The organism is Priestia sp. FW507-14D1A (assembly GCF_058781295.1).
In genome coordinates this window covers 425,189-445,002 of sequence record NZ_JBYSWQ010000001.1, presented here as the reverse complement: position 1 = coordinate 445,002, position 19,814 = coordinate 425,189, and the positions used below count along the sequence as shown (strand labels likewise).

Genomic DNA, 19,814 nt, shown 5'->3' with positions numbered 1-19,814 from the left:
AGAAACCATACTTTAAGTGGATACTTCTTAAAGAGGCGCGTTCATTAAGGGGATATTGTACCTTAATTATTTCTTAAAACGTATTATTAAAAAGATTTGCTTTTGGTTACCACAAACATGAAAAAACCTTGTTTGGTATACTCTGTTCAATAACCTGTTTGTTTTGACTTTATGTTACAATAAATTGATATCTAAATGAGAAAGAGTGATAACTGCCGTTTATCGGATATGAATGTGTATCAACTTTATTGAGAAATTTAGAATTTTAAACAGAAGCACTAATGAACCACGGGTGTGCAAAAGTTTTTTACGATAAAATGAGTGGAGAAACAAAATAACGACCTGGTCTAGAATTAGTAAAAATATCAATACAAAATAATACCATTTTTTACGAAAGTAGCAGGCACTACTCTTGGCTCGGTTTAGTAGAAGATGATCCATATAGCTAGCTCTCAATTACAGTAATAGATAGTGTTAACTAACTAGACTTTATACGTTAACATCATGGGACTGAACAAGAAGAAAAAGGGAAAGTTTAAAAGTGATTAAAGAACGATTGTGAAAATCACGCGGGAATGAATTGAAAAGAGGTTATAACATGGCTAGAGGTCGGAAATTTGATACAATTGACTTATTCCGTTCTACCAAAAAGCTTATTATCCAAACTGGATATGAAGGGTTTACAATTGGTCAATTAGCGAAAGAATTAAATGTTACACGAGCAGCAATTTATAAATATTATCAAAATAAAGATGAATTGCTATTAGACTTTATGTTAGATGAAATAACAAATACATTAACAAGCTTTTCCTCTATTCCAAAGGAATTACCTTTCTTAGAAAAGATAGACTTACTCTTGGAAAAAATATTCATGTACAAGGATTTACATTTAATTCTTGGAATTGGAATACCTACAAAAAATATCCCTTTGCTAGAAGCTAAGAAAGAAAAGCTTTCTCATATGCACCATGAGCTATACAAGCCTCTTATACATATAGTGCAGCAAGGAAAAGAAGAGGGCTTCATTGAAATGGATATGCCAAATGAAATGTTGTTAGGGTTTATATTTCAAAGTATTTCTATTCCTAACCATTCTGGAATGGACGCTGAACAAGTACTCATCTATACGAAAAAGTTAATTTTAGACGGTATTATAAAAAGAAAGTGACAAATGTGTAACTTATGTATATAATAACCTTTGTACGACACATAGGTTATTTTCGTTCAAAAGTAACAAATATGTAACTTATAGATGCAGTGAGTGGTGCGAAAATCACATCTGTTATTTTTTTTGTTTGAAAGTAACAGGTGTGTAACTAATTTTAAAGGGAGAGTTTAAATTTATTTTTAGAAACTAAGTAATTAACTTACACATACTGACCTGCATATATAGTAATTTTTTTAAAAGTATATAAGTTATTTTTTTGTTTGAAAGTGACAAATGTGTAACTATTTTTGAAGGGAGAGGTTAAAGTTGTTTTTAGCAATTAAAGAATTAAAACATGCTAAATTTCGTTATGTAATGATGAGTATTATCATCGTTTTAATTGCTTGGCTAGTGTTTATTTTATCGGGACTGGGAAATGGCCTTTCGACATTAAGTGCTGCCACAATTAAAAACTTAGATGCAGATTATGTAGTTTATGAGAAAAGTGCTGGTACTACGTTTAGCAAATCTATCATGTCTGGTAATTTAATTAACGATATTAGAAAAAACACAGATGTAAAAGATGCCGCTGTTTTCGGATCATCAATGGGAGCAATTTCTAAAGAAAAAACTGATGATAGCAGCAAGAAAACAGATGTAGCAGTAGTTGGAATTACTGCAGGATCCTTCATTGAGCCAAACGTTATAGAAGGGAAGCAACTTTCAATTAACAAGAAATTTGGCGTGCTAGCCAATAGTAATTTGAAAGATGAAGGGTATAAAGTTGGGGATGAAATTCTTGTTTCTAATTCTAAATTGAAATTAACTATTATTGGTTTTGTCGAGAATGAAACATTCAACCATTTACCGGCGTTATTTACGAATATGGACACTTGGAGAGAGTATCAGTATGCAGCACCAGGGGCTGACAACGGCATTAAAAATCCAGTGCAATCTATTATTTTAAAAGCTCCTCAATTAGATGCAGCTAAGCTGGATAAACAGGTGGAAGGAATTAAAACTGTTACAAAATCGACCGCTGTAAAAGGAATGCCTGGTTATAAAGAGGAAAATGGAACCATTTTAATGATGCTTTCATTTTTGATTGTTATTTCAGCTTTTATCATCTCAGTTTTCTTTTATGTTATAACAATTCAAAAAACTCCTCAATTTGGTGTAATGAAAGCAATTGGAGCTTCAAATCGATTTATTTCTAAAGCTATTGTTGCACAGGTATTTATTCTGTCTTTCTTTGGAATTTTGGCAGGGATAGGCATAACATATGTAACCGCTCTTTTCTTCCCTAAAAATATGCCTTTTGATTTAGATGTTAAATTAGTAATTTTATATGCAATTACGTTATTAGTTATCAGTCTATTAAGTTCTATTGTTTCAGTCCGACAAATTACAAAAATTGATCCATTAACAGCTTTAGGGAGGGTGGAATAAATGAGCAGTATTCAGTTGCACCAAGTTACAAAACAATATACGGAGGGAACTTCTACTCTAACAGTTTTAAAAGAAGCTTCTTTAAAGGTTAATCCTGGAGAGCTGGCAGCGATTGTAGGACCATCTGGTTCAGGAAAGAGTACTTTACTATCTATTATCGGTGCATTAATGAAGTCAACATCTGGAAAAGTAATTGTAAATGGAAAAGATGTAGGGCTATTAAATGAGGAGCAGCTAGCCAAATTTCGTTTAAACGAAATAGGTTTTATTTTACAATCATCTAATTTAATTCCTTACTTATCTGTAATGGATCAGTTAATTTTAATTAAAGTAATGGCTGGTAAAGCAAGTAATGTGGATCGTCAGCTTGCCAAAAAAATATTGAATGAACTTGGGTTAGGAGATAAGATAAACAAAATGCCTAATGAATTATCTGGCGGTGAGCGACAGCGCGTAGCAATTGCCAGGGCCTTTTTTAACCAGCCAAGCGTTATTCTAGCTGATGAGCCAACAGCAAGCTTAGATTCAGAACGTGCTCATGAAGTAGTGCAATTAATTGCGGGTGAAGTGAAAAAACGAAAAAAAGCAGCAATCATGGTCACGCACGATGAACGTATGTTAGCTTACTGCGATCATGTATATCATATGGAGGATGGAAAACTAATAGTAAATAACGTTATGAACTAAGAAATAGAGATAACGACGCTTGATACTACTAACCTTATTATTCTTTCTTTTATAAGGTGAATAACTAAACTAGTAGCTAACTAATTGCTTTGCATGGTGATTTTGCGACAGTTGGCGAATAAGAAATATTGGTATTTGTATGTGAATCTACAAACCTAACTAGACTTATAAAATATTCCCTCTGTGTCTAATAAATAAAAAACCTTTGCCCAGAAGGGCAAAGGTTTTTTATTTAACTATTTCTTAAGGAAGAAAACGAAATCCTTGAAAACAGAATTCCTTTAATTATAATTAATGGTAAAATAATCAATATAAAAAGAAATAAGATAACTGATTTAATATCTCAAACTAATGAATTAACTCTAATTAAGGATAAAGATTGAATATACGTACAAAGGAGTAGATAAATAAATGAGTACAAAAAAAATATACCTTACGCCGTTTGAAACAGCTCATATTCAATACTTACATAAATGGTTAAATGATGAACGGGCAATACGAATGGTAGGCAGAACACCTTTAACTTATGAAGAGGTAGTGCAAGAAGTAGAAAAGAAAAGAATGAACAACGATTTAATTTTAGGAATTGAAAGCGAGGAAAAAGAATTAGTTGGATGGGTATTTCTAAAAGATATAGAATACGCACATGGAAGAGCTAGTATAGGAATTCTTTTATCTTCAGAATCTAGAGGGCAAGGATACGGTCAAATGGCCATGGAGCAAATGATTGATCTAGGGTTTAAACAGCTCCGTCTAAATAAAATCTATTTAACTACAAGAGGAATAAACGAACAGGCAATTGCATTGTATGAAAAAATCGGTTTTGTTACCGAAGGGAAATTAAGAAATCATGCCTATGTGGATGGGAAGTACGTAGATACATACTTTATGGGTATACTGGCATCAGAATGGAAAAAGTAAACTTACTTCTTCACCATAAAAAGCTAAGCTTACAGACTATCATGAAAGTAAAAAAGCTAGTGCTTGTATTGTACAAAAGTCACGATTTCATATATCATTTATTTGCCGCCCGTAAGCGCAAATGATAAAACTGTAATAATATACGAAGTACTTTAGTATTTACTAAATAAACTATGAATCTCAGGTAAGAGAGAATTAGAGTGATTATAACATTTTTAAACTTTGTATGTATATGAAACTACAAATCTGGCCACACTAATAACATATTCTCCCTATTACAATAAAGTTAAAAATCCTTTGCCTGCATGAGGGAAGGATTATTTTTTTATAAATCCTGCTTTTATTGGTTGTTAATCTAAATAAAGGGGAATCACATATATTAAGAGCACACAAAGGGGATAAATAGTAGTGACAAATTATAGGTACTATACGGGATCCCTGTTCACCAGGGAATTAGAACGTTTAAAAGAAGAATATATTCAACTTGATTTCGACGATGTGAAAAAAATGGTTGAAGAAGATATTTTACTGTTAGAAAAAGCGGTGAATATGTTGTCTACGAATACAGTTTATTAAATTAGGCAAACTGCTCAAGGTGCAATAAAGCATTATTTAACGACCGCTGTTAATTCAACTTAAAAAAATGGCTACCTCTTTTGATTGGGAAGAGGTGGTCTTTTTCAATTTACAGACTGGATAAGATATACTAAGTAAAAAAAGCGTTTGAAAGCACTTTATAACATTTACTAGTTTCTAAGAAATGTTGCCCAAACAAAAAAGGACATTTCTTCTATGTCCTGTTCCCTCGTATCAGCCCCGCCTACGCTAAATACTATGACAGCCACTCATGCCATCCAACCTATACTTAGTATAAACGAAAGCGTTTACAAAGTAAAGATATTGATGAAATATTCTGTCTATTTTTTATATGAAACTTATCTATTTCGAATAATATCAAATATGATAGGTGACATTTTTAATGTCTGGAGATTAATTCACTCATTAATCTGTTTAAAGCAATGTGTAATATATCATGCTCTGTATACTCTTGTTCAAAAGCTAGACTTCTTTTTTCTTTTTTCTTCAACAACTTTTTAATTTCATCACATAAATAAATTTGAGAATCCAAAAGCTTTATTTCTTTTCTATCTTTTGTTTGTTTAGACATGAAATCAACTCCTTTATGATTCTTTAAGGAACTATTCTATCTTGAAAAGTAAAATCCTTCTTCTATTACATCGGAATAACGTAATGGGGTTTATTTATCAGAAGGAATCATCTTAGATTAGAGAAAAATGGATCCTGTTTTTAAGAAACACTGTGTAAACAATACTACAAGATGTTTCATTTTTTGGCTGGAAAGAGGTAGGTCTTTTCTGTTTTCACTCTGTATATCGTGTTCAATCTTAGTTACTATAATCATTTTTAAAGGAACCAATCAAGTAGAAGAACCCTTGGATCAGTCCTATTCACTGTCCAGGGTTCTTTTTCCGAAATAAGCAGCTTTACGTCATACATTCTTGGTATGCAAACGTTTCTCTGAGAAGCGAGCAGTGAAAGACATTACGCTTACAAGCAGCACGAGTGAAATGATATATTTAGAATAATATTATTATTGGTGAAAATGATTTAGGAGAGAAAACTATGGAACTCAAACAGTTAAAAATTTTTCAAATTGCTGCCAGAGAACTAAACTTTACTCGAACAGCTGAAATTCTTCACTATGCTCAATCAAGTGTAACAGCTCAGATTAAATCTCTTGAGGAAGAACTTGCTGTCCAACTTTTTGATCGGTTGGGGAAGCGAGTTATCTTAACTGACGCTGGAAAGCGCTTTAAGCTATATACGGACAAGGTGCTTGATTTAACCGAAGAGGCAAAGGAAACTGTAGGTGGGAATGAAGAGCCTAGCGGGACGTTAACAATATGTGCTTCAGAAACCCAATGCACCTATCGCTTACCAGCTTTGCTGAAACTATTTCAAGCTCGTTTTCCTAAAGTGAAACTGATTTTTCGACCTGGAATTTCTGAAAATGATTTTGAGGATTTACTTGCTCAAGGTCTCATAGATGCTGTTTTAATATCGATGACTTGCATTAACTCGGATAAGCTGATTGCCGAGCAGCTTGTCGCGGAACCTATTGTTATAGTAAGTCCGCCGAATCATCCTTTAGCCGATAAATCTGAAGTAAGACCCGTGGATCTAGACGGTCAGTCGCTGCTTTTTACTGAGAAGTGCGATTATCGAAATATATTTGAAGCATCACTTGTTGATGCAGCCGTTCAACCGTTATGTGATCTTGAACTTGGTGATGTAGAAGCTATCAAAAAATGTGTAATAGCTGGAATTGGAATAGCAGCACTGCCTAAGCTAGCAGTGGAGAAGGAAATAGAGGAAGGGAGTATGAGTGTATTAAGATGGAAAGGTCCGGAGTTTCCAATCGTAACTCAGCTGGTCTGGCATAAAGACAAATGGGTGTCTCCAGCTTTGAGTGCTTTTTTAGATGTAACTAGAGAAGTAATACTGGATCATTAAGGGGATTAGTATTTGAATCTATTTTTATTGAACAACAAGATTGGGCTGCATAAATAAATTGATTACATAGTATAGAGGTTACTAATCGGTTTTTTAGATAGTAACAATCTAAATATTCATCTGTAATGATTGGGGCCGGGCTTGTATTATATATGATAAGAAGTTTGTTGGATATACATATAGTTTATTTATGTTCTCTACTACATTACTATTCTGTATGTGTATTGCCTAAACCACCATAAGTATAAGTTACCTGCAGCGTAACAGTTGAATCTGCTAATGGTAGAGAAGGTTAAAATTCAGTTAAGAGATGTATTTGATTTTAGATAATGGGAGGGGTATAAATGAAATCCTATAACTATTTTTGTTCTACTCAAATTGAGGTAGGGACGGGAAAAGCTAAAGAATTACCAGAAATGCTAAAATCTCTAAATATTGGTTCATCCATTTTAATTGTGAGTGATCCAGGTGTGGTCCGTACAGGACTAGTTTCACCAATTATAACGGCCCTGGAGGCTTCTGGTTATCGCGTATTATTATTCGACTCCATTGAGCAAAATCCTCGAGATGCAAATTGCTTGGAGGGTGCAAAATTATTTCGTGAATTTGGTGCAGATGCAGTTGTTGCCGTTGGTGGCGGAAGTGCAATGGATACAGGAAAAGCTATTGCACTGTGCGGTCCAAACGGCGGGGAACCATCTGACTATGCAGACGGCCGACTTTTGTATTCAAACATTGCACCAGTTATTTGTATTCCAACTACTTCAGGTACGGGCTCAGAAGTTACTCGTTCTGCTGTTATTACGGAAGCATCTACACACCGAAAGATGACACTCAAACATAGTTTGTTAAGACCCGTCTTAGCGATTCTTGATCCTGAACTAACATTAAGTCTTCCGCCTTCTGTTACTGCTGCTACTGGAATTGATGCACTCGTTCATGCGATTGAAGGTTATACGTGTAAAGTAACAAATCCTATTTCACAAGCGCTCGGAGCTCAAGCAATGAGAACCATTGTGTCGGCACTGCCTATCGTTTTCCGCGATGGCAAAAATGAAGCAGCTCGTCAAGATATGCTGGAAGGAAGTCTCTTAGCAGGCCTTTGTTTTGGATCTGCAGATGTTGCTTCAGTACACTGCTTAGCAGAAGCGCTTGGAGGACTTTATGATACCCCGCATGGAGTTGCTAATGCTGTATTTTTGCCATATGTATTAAGATTCAATTCTATGGAGAATAAGCAATTGCATGCGACATTAGCACGGTATATGAACTTTGCCAAGGATTCAGATTCAGATGAAATAGCTGTTAAAAAATTAATTCAAGGGATTATAGAGTTAACCGAATCATTAAATATTCCTAAATTAAAAGATTTAGAGGGTGTAAAGAAAGAAGACTTTCCGAGCATTGTAAGGTTGGCCATGCAAAACAACTCAACATCAAGTAACGTCTGTTTAATTACGGAGACTGATTATATGCAAATTCTTGAACAAGCTTACTTTAACTCTGTAGATCGAAATTGGAATTCTGGAGTAGAGAGCTTGAATTAAAAGATAAAGAGTAAATATAGAAGACACTCATCAAAAAGAAGCCCTTGATACAATTAGCAAGGGCTTTCAAAAATATGAGAATCACAGTTAATACATATTTTTCCTGGTTCTAAGCAGTAAGCTTTGAATCATTATTATCTTTAGATGCTTGATTCTTGTTTCTTAAAAGAAATGCACCAAATAGAGTAAAGATAGTAACAATAACCCCCATGATTAAGTATGTTTGACGAAAGCCAATGGAATCGTATAGATTTCCTACGATAGGAGAGAGTATAACAGCCCCTAGCTGCATTGCGAACTGGTATCCAACCAAATATAAAATTGAAGAGAATTTTGTATCAAAATGTGTAGCAAGATATTTAAACACAGAAACGATGATAATGGCAAACTCTGGTGCGTTAAGAAGCTTAATAAATGAAATGCTGTATGGATCTGATACTAACCCTGAACCTATCACGCGCAAAATCATAATGATTCCCGCTAAAATTAAACCTCCTTTAGGACCGACTTTACGGACAATGAATGGAGCAACTAATAACATACCGGACTCTAAAAAGACCTGACCTGCGTTCAAGTAACCGAATATTTGGTTACCTAATTGTTCGGTTGGGAACAAAGAGGCATAATATACAGGGAATTGCTGATCAAACACATTATAAATACAGCCCGTCCCGAGCATAAAAATCATAAAAACCCAGAAATCTTTTCGTTTAAATAAACTGCCCAAATCTTGAATAGAAAGGGACTTTGCCTTTTTTTCTTCGATAGTGGATACTTCTACTTTTGTAAGAAAAATAACAAGTAATAAGAGAATGCCTGATCCCGATGCAATCCAAAAGTTGATATCAGGGTTAATATTAAGCATTCGTCCCCCGATGGCAGCTGCAACGGCAGCTCCTATTGATCCCCAAAGTCTTGCACGACCGAATTCAAACTCGTACTTTCTTCCAACTTTTTCAATATATGACTCGATAGCTGAGATACCAGCTAAAAAAGTGATGGCAAGATAAGACCCACCTGTCAGAGCTCCTAACCAAAAATTCCAGTTTAAAAGTGGTTGATAGATAAAAATGAGAAATGGTCCAGATAAAATAACTAAAATTGAAATGAAGTATAATAAATTCTTTCGTAAGCCCAATTTGTCAGAGATATATCCATAAAGCGGTTGGAAAAGCATAGTAAAGATAGCGTTTACAGAAAAAACAATACCTGTTTGTGCTCCGGAAAGGTTAAGGCTTTGCCCCAACCAGATAGCAAAAAAAGTGAAAATAGAGGCAATAGATAAGAAGAACAAGAAAAAGAAACTGCTTAGCTTCCAGTAAAGTTTATTGTTTTGCATATTTAAATCCCCTTTGCTGTTTATGTATCTAAATTTTATTTAGAAAGCGTTTTCGATTTGATTGTATTATATATGGTACCGATTTCATATGTCAATAAGAAATTAATTAACAAAAACACCCTTTAAAAAAGGTTTATTTAAGTATAATGTGTTTTTTTGAGTATGGTACTGATTTCTTACTTGTGAAACAAACACTTTTAAGTACGCTGATTTATTAAGCATGAAACATTTTATATAAAAAGGTTCTGTTTTAAATAGTCACAGTGATTTTACTGGTAATCTTATTGAACGCATGATATAGAGATGCAAACGAATTCATTCATTGCATTGTGGCTCTTTCTTAACGTAAAATAAGTATGAAACTGATTTCAGTTAGTGATGGAGTGATAAATAAATGCCTACCATATATGACGTAGCAAAATTATCGGGGTTATCAAAAACAACCGTTTCCCGTGTTATAAACAATCATTCGTATGTTTCAGAGGAGAAAAAAAATCTGGTGCTAAAAGCAATGAAAGAGCTTAATTATACCCCGAACCCTTCAGCAAGAAAGTTAAGGGGACAGGTAACGACTACAATTGGTGTCATTGTACCAAGAATCGTAAATCCTTTTTTCTCTTATTTAGTCGATTCAATTGAACAAATTGCTTATAAAAACGGCTATCATGTATTAATTTTTCAAAGTAATGAAGACAAAGAGAAAGAATTGGCCTTTTTAAATTTACTAAAAACAAAGCAAGTTGACGGAATTATTATGACCTCTATTGAGAATGACTGGAGTATCATAGAACCGTTTACTGAATCTGGTCCTATTTTGTTATGCAATGAATATGTAAACAACGCAAGTGTCCCAATCGTTCGATTAGATCAATACAAGGGTGCGTATATAGGCGTAAAGCATTTACTTGAAAAAGGCCACCGGAAAATTGGGTACTGTACAGGTGGATTGTTTGCTGAGGAAGGTAAGGACAAGGACCGTAATCAAGGTTACCAAAAAGCACTTCAAGAGGCAGGGATCGAGCCAGATCCAAAATGGATCTTTGTTAATCAACACAGTATTGAAGATGGAAAACAAGTAGTTAAAAAAATCCTGTCAATGGAGGATCGTCCAACAGCTATATTTACAGGAAGTGATGAAATTGCCGGGGGAATGATGATTGAAGCCAAAGAGTGTGGTCTAAAAATACCTAATGATTTGGCGATTATTGGCTTTGATGATCAACCTCTTGCACAAATGTTAGATCCAAAGCTAACGACTATACGACAACCTATTGATCAGATGGGGATTAAAGCAATGGAAACCCTTATTGATATGTTGAATGATTCGGAAGTAAAAGTGGAAACTTTTGAACTTCCAATCGAGCTGGTTATCCGAAGTTCAACGTAATAGGAGGTCACATATGAAGGTGAGGACTGAACTTATTCGTTCTCACCTTTTTTGAAAAATTTTCAGAAAAATCATTGAAACCGTTCCCATGATGTAATACAATAAATTTATCTTAAAGAAGAAGGGTCATATCAGACTTTTTAATAGCATAAATTTTTTTAATCATATATGGTATCGATACCATATAAACGAAGGTAAGTACATAATCTTAATACAAAAATACGGGAGCTGATAAGAAATGGTTCAACTAAGTGAAAGAAAGAATGAAGAAAGCGCTACAATAAAGAATAGACAATGGTGGAAGGAAGCTGTTGTATATCAAATTTATCCGAAAAGTTTTTATGATTCTAATGGTGACGGAATTGGTGACTTAAAAGGAGTTATTCAAAAATTAGATTACTTAAAAGAGTTAGGTATCGACGTTATTTGGTTAAGCCCAGTTTATCAATCACCAATGGACGATAACGGATATGACATCTCTGATTATCAAGCAATTGCAGAGGAATTTGGATCTATGGAAGATATGGATCTATTAATTCATGAAGCTAAAAAAAGAGATATAAAGATTATTATGGACTTAGTCGTTAACCATACTTCGGATGAACATGAATGGTTCATAGAATCAAAAAGTGATGTAAATCATCCTAAAAGAGATTGGTATATTTGGAGAAACGGAAGCGAAGAAGGGACTCCGCCTAACAATTGGAAATCTATTTTTGGCGGTTCGTGCTGGGAGTATGATGAGCAAACCGGACAGTATTATCTTCATGCATTTTCTAAAAAACAGCCTGATCTTAACTGGGAAAACCCTGATCTTCGAAATGCCGTTTATAAAATGGTTACATGGTGGTTAGATAAAGGAATTAGCGGCTTTAGAGTAGATGCCATTACATTTATAAAAAAACGACAGGACTTTGCTGATTCGCAGGATGGAATGAATGTAATTGAAACCAATCAACAAGGCATTCATAAATTTTTAAGTGAACTAAGTAAAGAAGCTTTTACTTCACATGATATTTTAACCGTGGCAGAAGCACCTGGGGTATCACACAAAGAACTGCCTATTTATGCGGGAGAAGACGGGCACTTTAGTATGCTTTTTGAGTTCGATCATGTCGATCTAGATGTAGGAAAAGAAGGAAAATGGTATAAACCGTATAATTGGAATCTACTTGATTTCAAAAAAGCCATTTCTGACAGTCAAACGTTCTATAACAACACAGGGTGGGGAGCGCTTTATTTAGAAAACCATGACCAGCCTCGTTCTTTAAACAAATTTATTAAACCAGAAGATATAGGACCTATTCCAGCTAAAATGTTAGCTACCGTCTATTTCTTCTTAAAAGGGACGCCATTTATCTATCAAGGGCAAGAAATTGGAATGACAAATGTAGAGTATCCATCAATTGAGCATTACAATGACCTGGCTTCAATCGATCAATATTACTCTGCGCTGAAAGAAGGATTCTCAAAAGAGGAAGCATTAGCAGCGATTTGGAGACGCAGTCGTGATAATTCTCGAACACCTATGCAGTGGAATCATTCTGAATATGCAGGATTTAGCCAAGGTACACCGTGGCTAGAGATAAATTCTAATTACTCTTCTATTAATGTCGAGAATGCTTTAAAAGATCGTAATTCTTTATTTTATTTCTATAAAAAGTTAATTAGTTTAAGAAAAAGCAGTCCATATTCAGATGTTATTGCTTTTGGTAAATATGAAGACATGTTTAAAGATAGCCTACAAATTATGGCCTACACGAGAGAGTTGAACGATAAAAAAATAGCGGTGATTGCTAACTTTGATAATAAAGAGTTAACTCTAAACTTAGATTGTAATATAAAAAATGTTATTTTATCGAATTATGATCATTTAGAATTACACCTAAATCAGATAAATTTACGACCTTACGAGTCCATTGTTTGTGAAATCGATTCATCATTTTAATCTCTTTTTATCACAATTGACTCATTCACGTATAGAAAGGCAGGGGGAAATCTTTTGAGAACATTAAGAAATCAACATGAAGAAAAAATCTCAAAGGCAATGGAATCTGTGTTACACGAGCAGGAGTCTGTTGATCAGAATCATTGGCGACTACAATACCATGTGTCTACACCAGCATTCTGGATGAATGATCCAAACGGATTCAGCTTTTATAAAGGTGAGTATCATTTGTTTTATCAACATCATCCTTACTCTCCCGAGTGGGGGCCCATGTATTGGGGGCATATAAAAAGTAGAGATCTTACTTACTGGGAACACCTTCCTATCGCTCTTGCTCCGAGTGAAGAATACGATCAAGACGGATGTTTTTCAGGAAGTGCAATTGAAAAAGACGGAAAACTTTATGCAATGTATACAGGGAATGTGTGGACAGGGGATAACTATGATACGGACTTAAGACAGGTTCAGTGCCTTGCTGTAAGCGAAGACGGCGTTCATTTTAATAAAGTGCCTCAAAATCCAGTTATTGGTCCAGTGCCTGAAGGGGATATTCATCCTCATCATTTCAGAGATCCAAAAGTATGGAAGAAAGACGACTATTATTATTGTGTTCTTGGGTCACGCACGAAAGATCATGAAGGCCAAGTTCTTTTGCACCGTTCAAGAGATCTGTTGAAATGGGAGTTTATAAATGTAATGGCCAAAAGTCAAGGGGATCTTGGTTTTATGTGGGAGTGCCCGGATCTTTTTAGTCTCGAAGGACAAGACGTGCTTGTTATATCGCCTCAAGGAGTAAAACCAGAAGGAGATCTTTATCATAACTTACATCAAGCTGGATATATAAAAGGGAAATTAGACTATCAAACAGGGCTGCTTCAACATAAAGACTTTCAGCTTTTGGACTACGGGTTTGATTTTTATGCTCCTCAAACAACAGAAGATGAACACGGCAGACGCATTATGATAGCGTGGATGGCTATGTGGGAAAGCAGCATGCCCGAACAAAAACACAATTGGGCAGGCGCAATGACTATTCCGCGTGAGCTTTCTATTAAACAAGGGAATATAATTAGTAAACCAATTCCAGAGCTTAAGCAGCTTCGTCAAAATCAGGTGCAATATGAAAATATTATCGTTAATGGAGAACAGGAACTTGCAGGTATTTCAGGTGATTGTTACGAACTTGAAGTGAAAATAAACGCAAAAGCTTCTTCAAAATTTGGCATAAAAGTGAGAACACATAACGGAACTCATCAAGAAACGCTTTTAACCTACGATAAATTAGAAAGTTTGTTTATCTTTAATCGTGATAACTCAGGCAAAGGCGACGGAGGAGTAAGAAAAGCACCTGTTGGATTAAATGATAATCACTTACATCTTCATCTGTTTGTCGATAAATCGTCCATTGAAGTTTTTATTAATGAAGGCGAGAAAGTGATGACGAGCAGAATCTATCCTGGAGACAACGCGAAAGGTATTTGTTTCTTTGCAGATCAAGAAATTGAATTGGTTACCTTAAATAAATGGAACCTAAGCAAGGGCGTTTCCCCATTGGTTTTTAAAGGGTAATTAGATTTACTTGAAGAACAGACTTCCTAGAGAGGAGCTGTTCTTTTTTATGGAGTCAAAACTCCAATTCGTTTTCAAGCTTTATTATTTATTAAATGTTTATACTCATTAAGAACAGGTAAATCAGTAGTAAACGATGTTTTCAAGGAGGAACACGATTATGCCCTACAATTCGTTAAAAGAATTGCCTGATGGAGTAAAAGATAACCTTCCTCATCATGCTCAGGAAATTTATAAAGAAGCATTTAATTCAGCTAGTGACGAATACAAAGAAGAAGCTACGGCTCATAAAGTAGCTTGGAATGCAGTGAAAACAAAGTACAAAAAAGATGATGATGACAACTGGGTGAAAAAGTAGCGAGAAAAGAGCTTAAGAGTAGTTTAGTGGAATGGAGATCCGAACGATAAAATGTTCGGATCTTTTTATTGTGATTGTGAACGTAGGTTTCCTGTATGCAGGTGCTTCTAGCTGGTGCATACTCAACCAAGTGATTGATTTCACCATTACCGTTTCTTTTGAACGTTTCTACAAAAGATTTTGTTCTTGCGTTCACGCCATCCATACCTAACAACCAAATGATTCGTTCTTAATCAGTTTTTGATATTGACAGATTGGTTATATTTTGTGAGACTTAATATACATAATGTTCATTAGTTTACATCGTGTGCAGAATGTATGTTGATGATACAGGGCAGTTTAAATAGTTAATCACCAGAAAAGGTCTAAATGGCTGCACCTATACAAGTCATAATCATATGCCTGAGACTCAATAAAAGTTATACAAGGAGACGAACGATGTCTAAAAAAACAAAAGTAGATCCTAGGATAAAAAGAACAAATAAATACTTAAGAGACGCTTTAGTCGAACTTCTTAAAGAGAAAGACGTTACATCTATTACGATTCAAGAAATTACGGAAAAAGCGGAATTAACGCGAGGAACATTTTATTTGCATTACCAAGATAAGCAAGACTTTCTCATGCAGAGTATGAATGAAGTTCTAGAAGAGCTAATAGAGAAAGTAAAGCCTAAACAAAATAATGAGGATTTCGCAGCAGTAGAAGAAAATGATGAATCCGTTTCTTTCTTAAAGCTTTTTGAATTCATCTATGACCATGCCGATTATTTTAAAGTTATGCTAAGCGACCGAGGATTACCTCAATTTAGAAGTCATATGACGGAAATTGTAAAGAAAAGAGTGTATGGAGAGTTAATTTCTTCGATTGGAGAAGCAGAGGATGGACTTAATATCCCTAAAGATATCCTGATTAGTTATATCACATCAGCTCATATAGGTGTCATCTGCTCTTGGTTAGAAAGTGATATGAAATTCAGCCCTGCATTTATGGCTGAAAAATTAACCAGGCTAACACTTTTAGGGCCAATTCGAGTAGCAGGTTTAGAAAATAAAATAAAGCTTCCTTACTGAAGCTTTATTTTTTAGTTTGTTCAAATGCGGATAAACATCTTTCTTCTTTACCCTAGCTACTGTGATGGTTGGAAGAAACATGAACGCCGCATTTTTAGTTTTTTACAATCATGAAAGGCAGAAAGGAATTGTAGTATGAAAATAGAAAAACACTGGGGGATTTCCTTACTGGCAGTTTTAGCTATTGGTCCTGGTTTAATGTTAAACACGTCATTAAATTCTATACGTGAAATTCTCCAACAAACGTTTAACGATCAATCTTATATTTCGATAACACCGGTTTTAATAGGGGTGATAAGCTTTGCATTTTGTATTCCGTTTGGACCTATCCTTCGACATAAGCTAGGGGAGAGAAGGACGTATGTTCTTTCGATGTGTTTATTTCTTATAGGAGCTATCGTAAGTATTGCGTCTAACAGCTTCTTAGGAATGGGCATTGGTCGTTTTTTACAAGGAACAGGAACGGGTTTAGCACTTATGATGATGATTCCAATGCTGGTTCTTTCTTTTCCGATTCAGAAACGGAACTTGGCATTATTGATTCTTATTGGCGGATTTTATGGATCTAGCGTTGTGGGCATTTTTCTCGGAATGTTAGTGAACAGCTACGGACACTGGAGAGGGTTATTCTATATAGCGGCCGTACTTTCCTTACTGGGAATATGCTTCAGCTACAAATTTTTAACAAATGATCACGCCAAGCAACAGCACAAACACCATGAACCATTTGACATCATCGGTGTAGCGTTAATGTTTATGGTTACTGCATTTATTACCTTTACATTACTTAATCTCCAAAAATCAGGATGGGCATCTACTTATGTATGGATAGGCATAGTGGGAAGCATCACTTTTCTATGCTTTTTATTCGCAGCAGAATGGCATATTAAAAATCCGTTAATTCCCTTTAGGTTAGTGGCTTCTCGAAAACCAGCTCTTGCTATCTTAATTGCTGTTATAGGCAATATTAGTATGAGTTTAACTCTTTTATCTCTACAAGGATTGCTTAAAAGTGGATCTAGTTTTGATAAAGGAGACACTTCACTGATCTATATCGGGCTTTTTGCTGGAATAGTAATTGCCGCCATATTAAGTGCCGTATTATATGATAAAGTTGGACCGGGCGTATTAGGTATTATAGGAGCGGTTATTATTACGGGAGTGAACATACAGTGGATGTATGTAGACGGTCATGCTTCTGCATTTCTCTTTGTTAGCAGCTTTGCCGCTTTAATCGCAGGAGTAGGGTTCACAGTTGCTGCAGGTCTTATGGGTGCAGCTTTAGGCGGACCGCTACCAAGTTTAGTCCCTCGGATGGTCACCGTTCAATTTATAAGAGTTACTGTATCTGCGGTCATCCCTGTAATCAGCAGTATCGTCTTTGCAAAGGTGTATAAAGATCACCTTGCAACAGTAAGCGCAGAGAGCCAGGTGGCTAGTAAAGAAAATTTCACGCAATCTCTACATGTAAAATCTGAAATCATTACGTATCATACATTTTCTACGTTTTCCTGTGTATTGAGCATGGTGGTATTAATTCTTTCGTTTTTGATGTTCCTAACAGGTAAAGGACATAAGCTGGCTCACAAGCCGCATGACAAAGAAACACATAAAGAAAAGCAGAGTACCGAAGAGCTTCCCAATAAAAAAGCTACTCCCGTTGTTGAACGTTCATCTAAAGAGGTTATTTCGAATCGAGTCATTGGTGACAGCGAGTATAGAGCAGCTTTGAAAAAGTTTGGTCAATCTAAACCTTCTGCTGATAAAATGCTGCATATGAGAGATCAAGAATATAGAAAAGCTCTTAAGAGAATGAAGGATATAGGACAATAAGTTAAACTGAAGAAATTTGAATAAAGAACAGAAAGAGCAAACTCACGTGTCAGGGAGTTTGCTCTTTTCATTTCTACACGTGCGCTTTGCAGATATGTTGTTAATAAATTAATAACTAATACAAAAATACAGTGCAAATATGTGTTGAATTATGTATAATTATTTATAATATAGAATAAAAATACAAAAGGAGAAACTAGATGAATCCCTTCATAAAAGAAAGCATTGAATCCCTTGATACACAATTAGATATAATCCAAACCTGTATTAGTAGATTAGCAGATGATGATATTTGGAAAAAGTTCCGCCAAGAAACGAATAGTATTGGAAACTTATGTTTACATCTTGCTGGCAGCGAATATGCATTTATCGTCAGCATAATTGGTGGTAAGCCTTTTATTAGACAGAGATCCAAAGAATTTACTGATAACAGAGTAATGGATTCCGAGCAGCTAATAGAAAATTTAATCTTTACACGACAACAAAGTAAAGAAGTTATCGCAAATTTTGATTTTAACGATTTAGAAAAATCCATACAAATGCCTTCTACAACAAGTACATTAATTCCAGAACCAGGCAAAAAACAGTCCTGTTTAAGTGTTATCTTATATGCCGTTGAACATTATGCTTATCATACGGGACAAATCGTTTATATGACAAAGCTGCTTCAAATGGAAAATGAAAATATCTTAAAATGGAGACATTGAATTTAATAATCCTGTTCAGAAATACTAATTATCCATATAAAATTCAACTAATGCTGCAGGTTAATTTTTAATGTAATAAAAATATTGTGTGTGTTGGACCGCCGTGTAGGGAAAAGAATTTTACGTAAAATGAAAGAATTCATTTTAGAAGAAAATACATTAGTTCAGGATTTTTATAAATTACGTTTTGACGCGGAAAATATACATAATAGTGAATAAACAAAACAGAGCTTTCATAAAATAGGGAGTTCTGTTTTTACGCTTAATATCAATATTAAAATTTGATGGAGCCTTTTGTTTAGATGAATTCGAGTTGTTTGTCTCAAAAAACAATTTCCTCAGAGAGCGTTTGTCTGCACATTAAATGCATGTATTTAGCTTGTTTCTTACTTTATCTAAAAAGTATGAAATAATGAGTTTTATCCAAAAAAGAAAAATTAGTAGACTAAATTAAAGGTACGCTTAGAGGGCGCAAAATCTATTTTGGCTTCAAGTCGGAGAAAAATTTTAGTGACTAGAATAGGAAAAAAGAGACTACCCTATAAGATATTATATGGATAGAAAAGGACATTACTTTTGTAGATAACGTCCTTTTATATAACTAATTATTCTTTTTCAACTACTGTAAAATATTGGACGTTCCTTTTAACAATGACCAACTCATTTGATAAATCCAATATTTTACTTTTGTCTTCAAACCTATACTGTATGTAGTTCTTTGCACGAATAAGTGATTTAGCTTCAACTAAATGACTTATTTCACCGTTAATTAGATGAAATGTTACTTCATAATTTTTCATAAGAAAACACCTCCATAGTATCAATTTTTACTATTACTTCATTTCTGATACTATTTCTTTTGGCTGATGATTAAAAAGTTAGTGTATTCTGTTAGGACAAACGGAACAAAAAGCATCTAACAGAACCAAATTTTAATTGTCACAGAGCACTAAGTTAGGTATATAGCTGTTGTTATTTAGTATATTTTAGATAGAAACAGTACTTATAGCTGTGTTACAATATTCCTGTTATGTAGAGTGAAATTCATTTTATAGTTCTATTTCGTTTTAACTTGCTTATTAAAAATTTCATATTAGGAATAGAAATTAGTTTACATAGGAAGGTTTCTAAAGCTGATTTAGAAATGAAATGGAGAGGGATCTGTGGAAAGAAACGAATTTAGAAGACAAAAAGCACTTCGGTCAAAAGAGAAGAGAAAGAAAAAGCTTAGTCAACATAATGCCTTAAATCTATCTTTAATCTTTATATCAATATGCATTGTTTGTCTGCTAATCAACTTATCATTGAGATAGAAA

17 protein-coding genes and 1 pseudogene are annotated in these 19,814 nt (G+C 34.6%); 15 read left to right on the top strand and 3 right to left on the bottom strand.

Annotation, left to right across the window (positions count from 1 at the left end; genetic code table 11):
- Positions 1-598: 598 nt before the first annotated feature.
- The 5 genes from AC3WJG_RS02645 (at position 599) to AC3WJG_RS02625 (ending at position 4,780) form a co-directional block, all read left to right on the top strand.
- A complete protein-coding gene (locus tag AC3WJG_RS02645; RefSeq protein ID WP_098249003.1) occupies positions 599-1,168 on the top strand; it encodes a TetR/AcrR family transcriptional regulator in 570 nt (189 codons plus the stop codon).
- Between the two features lie 306 nt (positions 1,169-1,474).
- Entirely contained in the window at positions 1,475-2,596 is a 1,122-nt protein-coding gene (locus AC3WJG_RS02640; RefSeq protein WP_028409861.1) for an ABC transporter permease, read from the top strand.
- Positions 2,597-3,283: an ABC transporter ATP-binding protein gene (locus AC3WJG_RS02635; protein ID WP_102812860.1), complete on the top strand. Its 687-nt coding sequence runs from the start codon at positions 2,597-2,599 to the stop codon at positions 3,281-3,283.
- 411 nt (positions 3,284-3,694) lie between these two features.
- Entirely contained in the window at positions 3,695-4,204 is a 510-nt protein-coding gene (locus AC3WJG_RS02630) for a GNAT family N-acetyltransferase (RefSeq protein ID WP_028409863.1), read from the top strand.
- Positions 4,205-4,612: 408 nt separating this feature from the next.
- Positions 4,613-4,780 carry a hypothetical protein gene (locus AC3WJG_RS02625; protein ID WP_169305189.1) on the top strand — a complete coding sequence of 56 codons (168 nt, stop codon included), beginning with the start codon at positions 4,613-4,615 and terminating at the stop codon, positions 4,778-4,780.
- A gap of 400 nt (positions 4,781-5,180) precedes the next feature.
- On the opposite strand, the gene AC3WJG_RS02620 is transcribed toward AC3WJG_RS02625, so the two are convergent.
- Positions 5,181-5,372: a hypothetical protein gene (locus AC3WJG_RS02620; RefSeq protein WP_098248999.1), complete on the bottom strand. Its 192-nt coding sequence runs from the start codon at positions 5,370-5,372 to the stop codon at positions 5,181-5,183.
- A gap of 476 nt (positions 5,373-5,848) precedes the next feature.
- On the opposite strand from AC3WJG_RS02620, the gene AC3WJG_RS02615 reads away from it, so the two are divergent.
- Together AC3WJG_RS02615 and AC3WJG_RS02610 are read left to right on the top strand one after the other, a co-directional pair.
- On the top strand, positions 5,849-6,739 hold the full coding sequence (locus AC3WJG_RS02615; protein ID WP_098526208.1) for a LysR family transcriptional regulator: 891 nt from the start codon (positions 5,849-5,851) through the stop codon (positions 6,737-6,739).
- 344 nt (positions 6,740-7,083) lie between these two features.
- On the top strand, positions 7,084-8,286 hold the full coding sequence (locus AC3WJG_RS02610; protein ID WP_337134601.1) for an iron-containing alcohol dehydrogenase: 1,203 nt from the start codon (positions 7,084-7,086) through the stop codon (positions 8,284-8,286).
- 109 nt (positions 8,287-8,395) lie between these two features.
- Here the strand turns inward: AC3WJG_RS02610 and AC3WJG_RS02605 are convergent, their stop codons facing one another.
- The gene (locus AC3WJG_RS02605; RefSeq protein ID WP_102812858.1) at positions 8,396-9,625 is read right to left on the bottom strand and encodes an MFS transporter; all 1,230 of its coding nucleotides are present in this window, start codon (positions 9,623-9,625) and stop codon (positions 8,396-8,398) included.
- A 394-nt stretch (positions 9,626-10,019) separates the two neighbouring features.
- Between AC3WJG_RS02605 and AC3WJG_RS02600 the strand changes: the two genes are divergently transcribed.
- The 8 genes and pseudogenes from AC3WJG_RS02600 to AC3WJG_RS02565 form a co-directional block, all read left to right on the top strand.
- Complete coding sequence (locus tag AC3WJG_RS02600; protein ID WP_098334131.1) at positions 10,020-11,012, top strand: LacI family DNA-binding transcriptional regulator; 993 nt, start codon at positions 10,020-10,022, stop codon at positions 11,010-11,012.
- A gap of 238 nt (positions 11,013-11,250) precedes the next feature.
- The gene (locus tag AC3WJG_RS02595; RefSeq protein ID WP_102812857.1) at positions 11,251-12,960 is read left to right on the top strand and encodes an alpha-glucosidase; all 1,710 of its coding nucleotides are present in this window, start codon (positions 11,251-11,253) and stop codon (positions 12,958-12,960) included.
- Positions 12,961-13,014: 54 nt separating this feature from the next.
- On the top strand, positions 13,015-14,529 hold the full coding sequence (locus AC3WJG_RS02590; protein WP_102812856.1) for a glycoside hydrolase family 32 protein: 1,515 nt from the start codon (positions 13,015-13,017) through the stop codon (positions 14,527-14,529).
- A gap of 160 nt (positions 14,530-14,689) precedes the next feature.
- A complete protein-coding gene (locus AC3WJG_RS02585) occupies positions 14,690-14,887 on the top strand; it encodes a ChaB family protein (RefSeq protein WP_028409873.1) in 198 nt (65 codons plus the stop codon).
- A gap of 438 nt (positions 14,888-15,325) precedes the next feature.
- A complete protein-coding gene (locus tag AC3WJG_RS02580; RefSeq protein WP_102812855.1) occupies positions 15,326-15,958 on the top strand; it encodes a TetR/AcrR family transcriptional regulator in 633 nt (210 codons plus the stop codon).
- Between the two features lie 135 nt (positions 15,959-16,093).
- On the top strand, positions 16,094-17,791 hold the full coding sequence (locus AC3WJG_RS02575) for an MFS transporter (protein WP_102812854.1): 1,698 nt from the start codon (positions 16,094-16,096) through the stop codon (positions 17,789-17,791).
- 200 nt (positions 17,792-17,991) lie between these two features.
- Positions 17,992-18,498, top strand: a complete 507-nt coding sequence (locus AC3WJG_RS02570) for a DinB family protein (protein ID WP_102812853.1) — start codon at positions 17,992-17,994, stop codon at positions 18,496-18,498.
- Between the two features lie 72 nt (positions 18,499-18,570).
- A pseudogene (locus AC3WJG_RS02565) lies at positions 18,571-18,717 on the top strand (SF0329 family protein); the annotation flags it as partial.
- Between the two features lie 386 nt (positions 18,718-19,103).
- Here AC3WJG_RS02565 and AC3WJG_RS02560 read toward each other — a convergent pair.
- The gene (locus AC3WJG_RS02560) at positions 19,104-19,298 is read right to left on the bottom strand and encodes a hypothetical protein (RefSeq protein WP_098658692.1); all 195 of its coding nucleotides are present in this window, start codon (positions 19,296-19,298) and stop codon (positions 19,104-19,106) included.
- Positions 19,299-19,814: the final 516 nt, after the last annotated feature.